We start from the raw sequence: 10,488 nt of genomic DNA, 5'->3' as shown, positions 1-10,488 counted from the left end.
GGCCGGGTCACCGCCGTCCCGCGGCGGGCCGAACGGCGCCGGCGGGGTGCCCGGGACCGATCCCGGCTGGGGGCCCACCGGCTCACCCGAGCCCGGCCGGGGAGCCGACGCACGCGGCTGGGGACCGGTCGGACCACCGACGTTCGGACGAGCCTGCGCACCCGTCGGACCACCGACACTCGCGCGAGCCTGCGGACCCGTCGGACCACCGACACTCGCGCGAGCCTGCGGACCCGTCGGACCACCGACACTCGCGCGAGCCTGCGGACCCGTCGGACCACCGACACTCGCGCGAGCCTGCGGACCCGTCGGACCACCGACGTTCGGGCGCGGGCCGGGGCCGGGTACCGCCGCGGCGCCACGGCCGGGCTGGCCGGAGGCGCCGGGCCCGGACTTGGGTGGCGGCTGCGGCGCGGCCGGTCCGGGACCGGGGACCTCGGACGGGGGCGCGGAGGGCCGCTGCTCCGGCCGACGGGCAGCCGGGGGCGGCGCCGGCGCGCCGGGCCACGGCCCGTCCACCGGGCGCGGCCGGTCCACGGGAGTCTCCGGGCCGCCACGACGCACGGGTGGCGCGGCGTTCGGCATCGTCGGACCACCCGCGGGCGGCGGGCCGTCCGGTCCGGGGCGACCGGCCGGCGCTCGACCGGTGCCCCCAGGTGCGGGCGCGGGCGCGTCCGGCGCGTCGGGTCCCAGCTCGGCTCGCTGCTGCTTGGCCGACCGCAGGTCGTCGATCCAGCCGAACTCCTCGCCGCTGACCGGCTCCTCCGGCTCGGCCTCGGCCCGGTTCCGTCCCCAGCGGCGGCCCTTGGCGCGGGGATCGCGCCGCTCGTCCGGGCCGTCCTCCGGTCGCTCCCCACCACGCGATCTCACTGCTGACCCTCTCCGACGGCTGGTCTGCCGCCATCCTTCTCCGCGTCGGCGTCGCGCGACCCCGCCGCCCGGCCACCGTCGGCCGCCGCGGCGGTCGGGGTCGACCGGGTCGCCGGGGGCGCCACCGGCGAAGCCACCGCCGGATCGTCCGAAGCCCGCTGCGGCCCGCTCCCCCGGCCGTCCGATGCGTCCGACGCCTGCGCCGGAGCGGCTGGGGCGTCGGCACGGGCCGTGGGCGCGTCCACTCCCTCCGCCGCCTCGGGGCGGGTCGCCGGGGCGGGCAGGCCGCGCACGATACGGCGCAGCAGCGGCAGCCGGCCGGCCACCGCCCGCTCCGCGCCGTGCTGGGTCGGCCGGTAGTAGTCGGTGCCGACGAGGTCGTCCGGCACGTACTGCTGGGTGAGCACGCCGCGCTGGTCGTCGTGCGGGTAGCGGTAACCGGTGCCGTGGCCGAGACCCCGGGCGCCGGCGTAGTGGGCGTCGCGCAGCCCGCGGGGCACCGGGCCGCCCCGGCCGGCCCGTACGTCGGCCATCGCCGCACCGATCGCGCTGGTCGCCGAGTTCGACTTCGGCGCCGTCGCCATGTGGATCACCGCCTGGGCGAGGTTGAGCTGCACCTCCGGCAGCCCCACGTACTCCACGGCGTGCGCGGCGGCGGTCGCCACGCTCAACGCGCTGGGGTCGGCCATGCCGACGTCCTCGCTCGCGAAGATCACCAGGCGGCGGGCGATGAACCGGGCGTCCTCCCCGGCCACCAGCATCCGGGCCAGCCAGTGCAGCGCGGCGTCCACGTCCGAGCCGCGCATGCTCTTGATGAACGCGCTGATCACGTCGTAGTGCGCGTCGCCGTCCCGGTCGTAGCGAACGGCCGCCACGTCCACCGCCTGCTCGGCGGTGCCGAGGTCGATCCGTCCGGTGCCCAGGGCTCCGGCCGAGGCCGCCGCGGCCTCCAGGGCGGTCAGCGCCTTGCGCACGTCGCCGGCGGCGAGCCGGACGAGGTGATCCTCGGCGGCCGGTTCCAGCACGAGCGCACCGGCGAGGCCCCGTTCGTCGGCGACCGCCCGGCGCAGCAGCCCGCGGACCGCGTCGTCGTCGAGCGGTTGGAGGGTGAGCAGCACGCACCGCGACAGCAGTGGCGAGATCACCGAGAAGTACGGATTCTCGGTGGTGGCCGCCAGCAGCGTGACGGTGCGATCCTCGACGGCGGCGAGCAGTGAGTCCTGCTGGGTCTTGCTGAACCGGTGTACCTCGTCGATGAAGAGCACGGTCTGCGGACCGCCGCTGCGGCGCTGCCGACGCGCCGAATCGATCACCGCCCGGACGTCCTTGACCCCGGCCGAGAGCGCCGACATGGCGACGAACCGGCGGTCGGTGGCCCGGGCGACCAGGTGCGCGATGGTGGTCTTGCCGCTGCCCGGCGGTCCCCAGAGGATGACCGACATGGGCGCGCCGCCGGAGACCAGCTGCCGCAACGGCGCACCGGGCGCGAGCAGGTGCTCCTGCCCGACCAGCTCGTCGAGGCTCGCCGGGCGCATCCGGACGGGTAGGGGCGAATCCGGCCCCACGTCGGTGAACCCGTCGGCACCACCGGAACCCGCGGGGGCGCTGGGCGCTCCGGCGGGCTCGCCGAGGGAGAACAGGGCATCGGACTGCATCACGAGAACAGTACCGGGCCGAGCCCGGGACGCCGGAATCGCGCCGCGGACCCGACCCGCACTGATCGGTTCCGGTCAGACTGTCGTGAGACCTCGCCGCAGCCGCCGCAAGGTTTCTCGACAGTCTCTCAACCGCGACCAGGCCGGCGACCCCGGTACCAGCGCCCGCCGCCGCCACCGGGGCCACGGCCGACCCCGGCCAGGTAGAGCGCGAGCAGCAGCAGGCCGATGAGCACGAGGGTGTTCCAGTTGAACAGGTCCGGTGCCCCGAAGTTGGTGTCCATCAGGTCGAGCAGCAGGGCGAAGCCGAATACGATCGCCGCGAGAATGGCGAGCATGACGTCCTCCGGTGGGGGTTCCCAGTAGGTTGTCGCCGGATGTACCCGATCGGACCGCTCGTCAATCTCCACCGTGGACGACCCGCCCCGGTCCGGGCACCGGCGGCAGCGCCTTCCCCGGCGCCTCCTAGGCTGAGGACATGATCATCGCCGACCAGATCCTCGACGGTCGGTCCGCCGTCCTGGCCGCCACCGGCGACCACCCGTACGCCCGGCACTCGCTCGGGCGCGACGGCGAGCCGCGCGGTTGGCGTCGCGACGGGGCCGTGGTGTGGCTGCTGCCGGCGGGGCAGAGGCCGACGGTGGCGGCCCTGGGCGCGGCCGGGCCGGTCCTGGACGTCTGCGCCGACCTGGTCGCCGAGGGCGTGCTCGGCGCGGGCCGCTGGCTGAACCTGCCCCGGCTCGACCCGGCCGACCTGACCGGTCGACTGCCCGTGGCGCAGCACGACGAGTGGTACTTCCTCTGGACCACCGAGGCGCCCCCGCACCAGCCGGGCGAGGAGGAGGTCGTCCGCCTCACCGAGGCGGACCACCCGGCGCTCACCGCGTTGATCGACGAGGCCTTCCCGAGCACCACCTCCCGGCCGGGCGCGCCGGGGGTGGTCGGCTGGTACGGCATCCGCGACGGCGACCGCCTCGTCGCCTGCGGGGCGGACCGCAGCCGGGGCGACCTCGGGTTCCTCGCCGGGCTGACCGTCGCCCCGCAGCAGCGCGGCCGTGGTCTCGGCGCGGCCCTCACCGCCGCGATGACCCGGGCCATGCTCGCCCGGTACGACCACGCCGCGCTCGGCGTCTATCCGGTCAACGTCGGCGCGATCCGGCTCTACCGCCGCCTCGGCTTCACCAACACGGCGACCCGTAACTCCGTCCGTCTCGCCTGAGCCACCCGCACGGCCCGCCTCGGGCCATGATCAGTTCGGCCTGCCGCACCTCAACCCGCCGACCCGGCGACCGGAGTCCCGTCGCTCGTCGACGACCGGGCGTCGGCGGGGCTACCGGGCGACTGCGGCATAGCGCCCGGCACCGGCGGTGTAGGGCCAGGCGCCGGCGGTGCGAGGCCGGGTGACGCCGGTGTGGCGCCGGCCCCGTCCGGTGCGTCGGCCTCCTCGGCGGGTCGCCGGGCGGAGCGCCAGGCGGGCAGGTAGAGCGGCGCGGCCACGGCGAGCACGACCGCGCCGACCAGCATCGCGGTGGTGACGCTCGACCGGTCGGCGAGCGCGGTGAGCAGCACGGCGCCGACCGCGAACCCGGGCTGGCCCATCATCGAGTTCAGCGAGATGACGCTGGTCCGGTAGGGGCCGTCGACCTGCCGGTGCAGCAGCCCCACGTGCAGCGGGTTCGACGCGCCGTGCACGGTGTAGCAGGCCAGGTACGCGACGAGCACCCCGACCGGCCCGGCGAAGAACCCCATGCCGACGACCGTCGCCCCCTGGGCGATCCGCAGCAGCGCCGCGCCGGGAGCCGCGCCCGGCCAGCGCAGCAGGAGCGGGGTCAGCGCCGCACCCGCCGCGGAGGCCAGCCAGGCCGCCGAGTTCGCCGGTCCGAGCAGCGCCGCGGCGCGGTCCGCGTCACCGACCACCTCGGAGAGGCGTACCGGCAGCAGCGACTCGAACGTGACCATGCCGAAGCCCCAGAACAGCTCGACGGCCACCAGGGCGAGCAGCACCCGGGAGCGGCGCAGCAGGCCGACCGCCTGCCCGATCATCCGGGGAGCCTCGACGATCGACGCCCGCAGCGCGCCGCGCCGCCTCGCCGGACGCACCTCGGTCAGGAGCACGACCAGGAACCCGATGGCCAACGCCTGGAGCGCGGCGGCGACCAGGACGGGCACGGTGAGCGCGCTGACCGGCCCGATCGGGCCGAGGGCGATCAGACCGCCGCCGAGCAGCGCCCCGGCGCTGATCGCCACGCCGATGACGGTGCCGGCGTACCCGAGGCCGGGCTCGTAGGCGGCGTCGGGGTCGGCGGCCAGGGTGGCGTCGACGTACCAGGATTCCAGCGGGCCGCTGTCCAGTGCGCGGAAGACGCCCTGCAGCGCCCAGACCAGGAAGAAGAGTGCGAACGAGTCGGCCACCGCGAAGATCAGCAGGGAGATCAGGCCCACCAGCCAGGCCGCCAGCAGGACGGGGCGCCGGCCGAGGGCGTCGGCGAGCCCGCCGGTCGGCAGCTCCAGCGCCAGTACGACCACCCCCTGGGCGACGCTGACCAGGCCGATCTGGGAGAGCGACAGCCCCCGCTCCTGCATCAGCAGGATCATCACCGGGATGGTCAGCCCGGCGGGAAGCCAGCGCAGCCCGTGCAGCAGCAGGAAGCGGAACCGCACCTGGCGTACGGAGAGCGCGCTCACCGCTCCCCCTCCATCCGGGGGACCGCGGACAGGAAGATGTGCACCTGCCGGGCGTCCTGCTCGCCGGTCGTCGGCTCGTCGTGGTACCGCATGATCACTTGCCACAGCTCGTCGGTGAGCGCCCGCAGCCGGGCCGGCGGCAGCGTCAGCACCATGTCGCTCAGGTTGGCGGCCTCCCGCCACTCGCGCGACTGGTCCGGCGCGGCTGCCAGCCACCGCTCGGCCTGCTCGGCCATCATCCGGACCTGGTTGACCTCGATCCACCGCACCGCGGCCTGCGCGTCCGGGTCGTCGTCGAAGTCGGTGGGCGTGAAGTTGCTGATGTCGTGCGCTGCCCGCCACCACCGCTGGCGGCCGGTGCCGAGATCGGGGTCCTCGGCGACCAGCCCCACCTCGGCGAGTTGCCGCAGGTGGTAGCTGGTCGCCCCGGTGTTGGTGTCGAGTTTCTCGGCGAGGGCGGTGGCCGTCGCCGGCCCGTCCACGCGGAGCGTGCCGAGCAGGCGCATGCGGAGCGGATGGGCGAGGACGCGGATCTGCCGGGCGTCGATCTGCACCTCGCGCGGCGCGGTCCGATCGGTGTCGGGAGCGTCAGACATGCGTACACATTAGCTATGCACAAGTTCTATGCACAAGTTCTGTGCACAGAACTTGTGCATCTACTGGTTCGTCCCGCACGGAGGTCGCGGAGCGGGCGGAGCGGCGGGAGCTCAGGCGGCGAGCAGTTCGCGCACGCCACGCAGCCGGGTACGCAGCAGACCGGCGGCGCGGCCGGAGTCGAGACGTACGTCGGTGGGGCGCAGCAGTCCGGACTCGGCGCTGGTAGTGGTCTTCATGACGGTCGGGTCGAGCCCCTCCCGGCGGGCCACCAGCAGGCCGAGCTCGGCACGGCTGACGGCGTCCGCGCCGGCCACGTTGATCGTGCCCGCGTAGTCGGTGCCGGCCAGCTCCCGCACCGCTGCGGCGAGGTCGGCGACGTCGACCGGACAGCGGAGCTCGTCGGTGAAGAGAGCGGCCCGCCCGGCGAGCGCGTCCCGGCAGAGCTGGATCTGCTTGCTCCGCTCCCCCAGGATCAGCGACGTCCGCACCACCGCCGCGTCCGGATCGATCACCCGGACCGCGGTCTCGGCCGCCGCCTTCGCCGCCCCGTACGGGAAGATCGGAGTGGGCGGCTCGTCGTCGCCGTACGGCTCGGAACGTCCGGCGTGCAGCGCGTCGCTGGAGATGTGCACGAGCCGCGCCCCCACCTCGGCGGCCGCGTACGCGATGTGCGCCGCCCCGTCGGCGGTCACCGCCCAGTCCCCGTACCGGTAGGGCGTGCCGATGACCACCGTGGGTCGCACCCGCGCGACCAGGGCGCGGACCGCGGCCCGGTCGGTCACGTCGAGCCGGTGCGCCTCGACGCCGGTGACGTCGACGCCACCCGAGTGGTACGTCCCCACCACCCGCTCATCCGCCGCGACCGCCTGCCGGCAGACCTCCGCGCCCAGGAACCCGCTGGCCCCCACCACGAGCAGCGTCACCGCGCCTCCCCTCCGCCTACGTTCGGTCGATCATGAGGTTGACGGGTCACACGGCCGGTATCGGCCCCGCCAACCTCATGATCGACGGCAGCCTCCGGACGGCGCCGGTGGCCGAAGAAGACCGATCAGGTCGGGTCGGCGACCGGGGCGGCCGGACCGGTGGTACCGACCTGCGGCGCCGCCTGCGGCTTCGGCTTGGCGTCGATGCCGGCCTCGGTGCGCTGCTGCGCGGTGATCGGGGTCGGCGCGCCGGTGAGCGGGTCGAAGCCGCCCCGGGTCTTCGGGAAGGCGATCACCTCGCGGATCGAGTCCGCGCCGGCGAGCAGCATGCAGACCCGGTCCCAGCCGAAGGCGATGCCGCCGTGCGGCGGGGCGCCGTACTTGAACGCCTCCAGCAGGAAGCCGAACTTGTCCTGCGCCTCCTCGGGGCTGATGCCGAGCAGGTCGAAGACCCGCTGCTGCACGTCGCCGCGGTGGATACGGATCGAGCCGCCACCGATCTCGTTGCCGTTGCAGACGATGTCGTACGCGTACGCCAGCGCCCGGTCCGGCGCCTCCTCGAAGCGCTTCACCCACTCGCCGTTCGGCGAGGTGAACGGGTGGTGCACGGCCGTCCAGCCGCCCTCCTCCGTCTTCTCGAACATCGGCGCGTCGACCACCCAGCAGAACGCCCAAGCGCTCTCGTCGACGAGCCCGGAGCGCTTGGCGATCTCGATCCGGGCGGCACCGAGCAGCTCCTGCGCCTCCCGCGTGTTGGCGCCGGCGGCGAAGAAGATCGCGTCACCGGGCTTCGCGCCGACCGCGTCGGCCAACCCGGCCAGGTGCGCCTCGGAGAGGTTCTTCGCCACCGGACCGCGCGCCTCGCCGGTCTCCGCGTCGAGCACCACGTACGCGAGGCCACGCGCACCGCGCGCCTTCGCCCAGTCCTGCCAGCCGTCCAGCTCCTTGCGGGTCTGGCTCGCGCCGCCCGGCATCACCACCGCGCCGACGTACCCGCCGGCGTCGATCGCCCCGGCGAAGACGCGGAACTCGGTGCCGCGCAGGTAGTCGGTCAGCTCGGTCAGCTCGACGCCGTAGCGCAGGTCCGGCTTGTCGGAGCCGTACCGGGCCATCGCGTCGTGCCAGGTGATCCGCGGAATCGGCCGGGGGATCTCGTGGCCGGCGAGGTCGGACCAGAGCTCGGAGACGATCGCCTCACCGAGGTCGATCACGTCGTCCTCGGTGACGAAGGACATCTCGATGTCGAGCTGGGTGAACTCCGGCTGCCGGTCGGCGCGGAAGTCCTCGTCGCGGTAGCAGCGGGCGATCTGGTAGTAGCGCTCCATGCCGCCCACCATCAGCAGCTGCTTGAACAGCTGGGGCGACTGCGGCAGCGCGTACCAGCTGCCCGGCTGCAGGCGCACCGGCACCAGGAAGTCGCGGGCGCCCTCGGGCGTCGAGCGGGTCAGCGTCGGGGTCTCGATCTCCAGGAAGTCCCGCTCGTGCAGCACCTTGCGGGCGAGCTGGTTGGCCCGCGAGCGCAGCCGCATGGCCTTCGCCGGGCCACCGCGTCGCAGGTCCAGGTAGCGGTACTTGAGCCGGATGTCGTCGCCGGCCTCGACCTGGTCGTCCACCGGCAGCGGCAGCGGCGCCGCCTCGGAGAGCACCTCCAGCTCGGCGGCGGTGACCTCGACCTCGCCGGTGGGCAGCTCCGGGTTCTCGTTGCCCTCCGGGCGGCGGGTGACCTCGCCGGTGACCTTCACGCAGAACTCGTTGCGCAGCGCGTGCGCGTCCTCCTCGCGGAACACCACCTGGACCACGCCGGAGCCGTCGCGCAGGTCGACGAAGATGACACCGCCGTGGTCGCGCCGGCGGGCCACCCAGCCGGCGAGCGTCACCGTGGTGCCGGCGTCCGTCGCGCGCAGGCTTCCGGCGTTGTGGGTACGGATCACGGCTGGCAACTCCTCATCGTGGAACAGTCCTCACCGGCATTCTGTCAGGGGCGGCCGTCGTTGCTCCGAGCACCCGGCACGCCGGCCCGAATAGGCGGTGGCTGAACCGGCGAACCCGGGTCGGCGGGCCGCCGGGCCGATTACCGTGGCCGGATGCGGGCCGTACCCACGTGGGCCGTCGCCACCGCCGCGGCGGCGCCGGTGCTGCTGGCGACGGGCTGGACGGTCGCGGGCGCGCGGCAACCGGCGGAGTACGACCCGGTCCGGGACACCATCAGCGAGCTGGCCGGGCCGGACGCCGTGGACCCCTGGATCATGACCGGCGCGCTGGTGCTCTTCGGCTGCTGCTACCTGGCGATCGCCGCCGTGCTGCACGCGGCCGGTCTGCCCAGCCGTTTCCTGCTCGCGGTCGGCGGCGTGGCCACCATCGCGCTGGTCGCCTTTCCCCGGCCGTCGGTCGGTGGCTCCCTCGGTCACGGCACCGTGGCGACCGTGGCGGTCCTCGCGCTGGCGCTCTGGCCGGCCGGTTCGGCGCTGTGGCTGCCCCGCGGCTCGCGCGCCCGTCAGGTGGCTCTTCCGGAGCCGCCGTGGGCCTTCCGCCGGGCGGTCGGGCTGAGCGTGACCGCGCTGCTGCTGGGCCTGTTCGGCTGGTTCGCGCTGGAGGTGAACGTCGGCTCCCGGACCGGGCTGGCCGAGCGGGTGACCGCGCTGGCTGTCGCGCTCTGGCCGCTGCTGGCGGTGCTCTCCGCCCGACGGGCGCAGCGGTCCGGACCGGCTCGGGCTCGGGCTCGGGCTCGGGCTCAGTGAGGATTCCGGCGGGGCCGGCTCGACGCCCGGCACCGGCCGGGACCCGCGACGCGGGCCGCCGGATGACTCCGGCGGCCCGCTGGCGAGGTGACGATCAGATGATGCTGACGCCGTAGACGCTCAGCGCCTCGGTGACCGGCTGGAAGTAGGTGGTGCCGCCGGTGCGGCAGTTGCCGCTGCCGCCGGAGGTCAGGCCCAGCGCGGTGCTGCCGCTGAAGAGCGAGCCGCCGCTGTCACCCGGCTCGGCGCAGACCGTGGTGCGGATCAGGCCGCGGACGGTGCCCTCCGGGTAGTTGACGGTGGCGTTGAGCGCGGTCACGGAGCCGCTGCGCAGGCCCGTGGTGCTGCCGGAGCGCTGCACGGACTGGCCGACGGAGGCGTTGCCCGCCCCGGTGACGTCCCGGTAGCTGCCGTTGTAGAGGTAGACGTTGCCGGTGGCGTTCGCCGAGTTGCTGTGCCGGACGATGCCGTAGTCGTTGCCCGGGAAGCTGGTCCCGGCACGGGTGCCGAGCAGGCTGGTCTGGGAGGAGTTCGAGTACCAGCTCGACGAGATGTTGGTGCAGTGCCCGGCGGTGAGGAAGTAGTAGGTGCTGCCGCTGCGGACGTTGAAGCCCAGCGAGCAGCGGCCACCGCCACCGGCGTAGATGGCCTGGCCGCCGGAGATCCGGGTGCTCAGCACGCCGGCCTCGGACTCGATCCGCAGCGCGCCGTCGGCCCGCGCCACGGCGGCCTTGACGCGGTCCAGCTTGGCGCCGGTCACGGTCGGGTCGACGGAGACGACGACCTGGTTGCTCACCGGGTCGGTCCACCAGGCGGTGCCCGGGATGCTCACGCTGCGCTCCAGGTCGGAGGTGACCCGGGCCAGCTCGGCCGCGCCGCGCTCGACGAACTTCGGAGTCGCGCCGGCGGCGCGGACCTCGCGGGCGGCGGCCTCGTCGGTCACGGTGACGACCATCTTGCCGCTGGCGTCGGCGTACGCGCCGGCGGAGCGGGCGCCGAGGCGCTCGGAGAGGGTGGTGG

General features: G+C 74.6%; 9 protein-coding genes. 2 read left to right on the top strand and 7 right to left on the bottom strand.

Annotation, left to right across the window (positions count from 1 at the left end; genetic code table 11):
* Positions 1 to 866: 866 nt before the first annotated feature.
* A complete protein-coding gene (locus E1211_RS26610; protein WP_243709708.1) occupies positions 867 to 2,525 on the bottom strand; it encodes a replication-associated recombination protein A in 1,659 nt (552 codons plus the stop codon).
* 128 nt (positions 2,526 to 2,653) lie between these two features.
* On the bottom strand, positions 2,654 to 2,863 hold the full coding sequence (locus E1211_RS26605) for a hypothetical protein (RefSeq protein WP_091589699.1): 210 nt from the start codon (positions 2,861 to 2,863) through the stop codon (positions 2,654 to 2,656).
* Between the two features lie 140 nt (positions 2,864 to 3,003).
* Between E1211_RS26605 and E1211_RS26600 the strand changes: the two genes are divergently transcribed.
* Positions 3,004 to 3,744: a GNAT family N-acetyltransferase gene (locus E1211_RS26600; protein ID WP_132352050.1), complete on the top strand. Its 741-nt coding sequence runs from the start codon at positions 3,004 to 3,006 to the stop codon at positions 3,742 to 3,744.
* A gap of 50 nt (positions 3,745 to 3,794) precedes the next feature.
* Here E1211_RS26600 and E1211_RS26595 read toward each other — a convergent pair whose 3' ends face one another.
* From E1211_RS26595 to aspS, 4 genes are all read right to left on the bottom strand, one after another.
* Entirely contained in the window at positions 3,795 to 5,210 is a 1,416-nt protein-coding gene (locus E1211_RS26595; RefSeq protein WP_132352048.1) for an MFS transporter, read from the bottom strand.
* Positions 5,207 to 5,806: a helix-turn-helix domain-containing protein gene (locus E1211_RS26590; protein WP_132352046.1), complete on the bottom strand. Its 600-nt coding sequence runs from the start codon at positions 5,804 to 5,806 to the stop codon at positions 5,207 to 5,209. The genes E1211_RS26595 and E1211_RS26590 overlap by 4 nt, the downstream gene beginning before the upstream one ends.
* Before the next feature lie 111 nt (positions 5,807 to 5,917).
* Entirely contained in the window at positions 5,918 to 6,730 is an 813-nt protein-coding gene (locus E1211_RS26585) for a sugar nucleotide-binding protein (RefSeq protein ID WP_132352044.1), read from the bottom strand.
* Between the two features lie 125 nt (positions 6,731 to 6,855).
* The gene (aspS, locus tag E1211_RS26580) at positions 6,856 to 8,661 is read right to left on the bottom strand and encodes an aspartate--tRNA ligase (RefSeq protein WP_132352042.1); all 1,806 of its coding nucleotides are present in this window, start codon (positions 8,659 to 8,661) and stop codon (positions 6,856 to 6,858) included.
* A gap of 153 nt (positions 8,662 to 8,814) precedes the next feature.
* On the opposite strand from aspS, the gene E1211_RS26575 reads away from it, so the two are divergent.
* The gene (locus tag E1211_RS26575) at positions 8,815 to 9,468 is read left to right on the top strand and encodes a DUF998 domain-containing protein (protein ID WP_132352040.1); all 654 of its coding nucleotides are present in this window, start codon (positions 8,815 to 8,817) and stop codon (positions 9,466 to 9,468) included.
* A 94-nt stretch (positions 9,469 to 9,562) separates the two neighbouring features.
* Here the strand turns inward: E1211_RS26575 and E1211_RS26570 are convergent.
* A partial coding sequence (locus E1211_RS26570) for a S1 family peptidase (protein ID WP_132352038.1) occupies positions 9,563 to 10,488 on the bottom strand: 926 nt, incomplete at its 5' end.

Origin of the sequence: Micromonospora sp. 15K316 (assembly GCF_004348525.1) — a bacterium.
Taxonomy (GTDB): domain Bacteria; phylum Actinomycetota; class Actinomycetes; order Mycobacteriales; family Micromonosporaceae; genus Micromonospora.
Note: the sequence above shows the minus strand (reverse complement) of the source record. Positions and strands in the feature narration are given on the sequence as shown.

Bases quoted from the DNA above. Each gene is read 5' to 3' on its own strand.
- E1211_RS26610 (WP_243709708.1), bottom strand. From the start codon at position 2,525: ATGCAGTCCGATGCCCTGTTCTCCCTCGGCGAGCCCGCCGGAGCGCCC.
- E1211_RS26605 (WP_091589699.1), bottom strand. From the start codon at position 2,863: ATGCTCGCCATTCTCGCGGCGATCGTATTCGGCTTCGCCCTGCTGCTC.
- E1211_RS26600 (WP_132352050.1), top strand. From the start codon at position 3,004: ATGATCATCGCCGACCAGATCCTCGACGGTCGGTCCGCCGTCCTGGCC.
- E1211_RS26590 (WP_132352046.1), bottom strand. From the start codon at position 5,806: ATGTCTGACGCTCCCGACACCGATCGGACCGCGCCGCGCGAGGTGCAG.
- E1211_RS26575 (WP_132352040.1), top strand. From the start codon at position 8,815: ATGCGGGCCGTACCCACGTGGGCCGTCGCCACCGCCGCGGCGGCGCCG.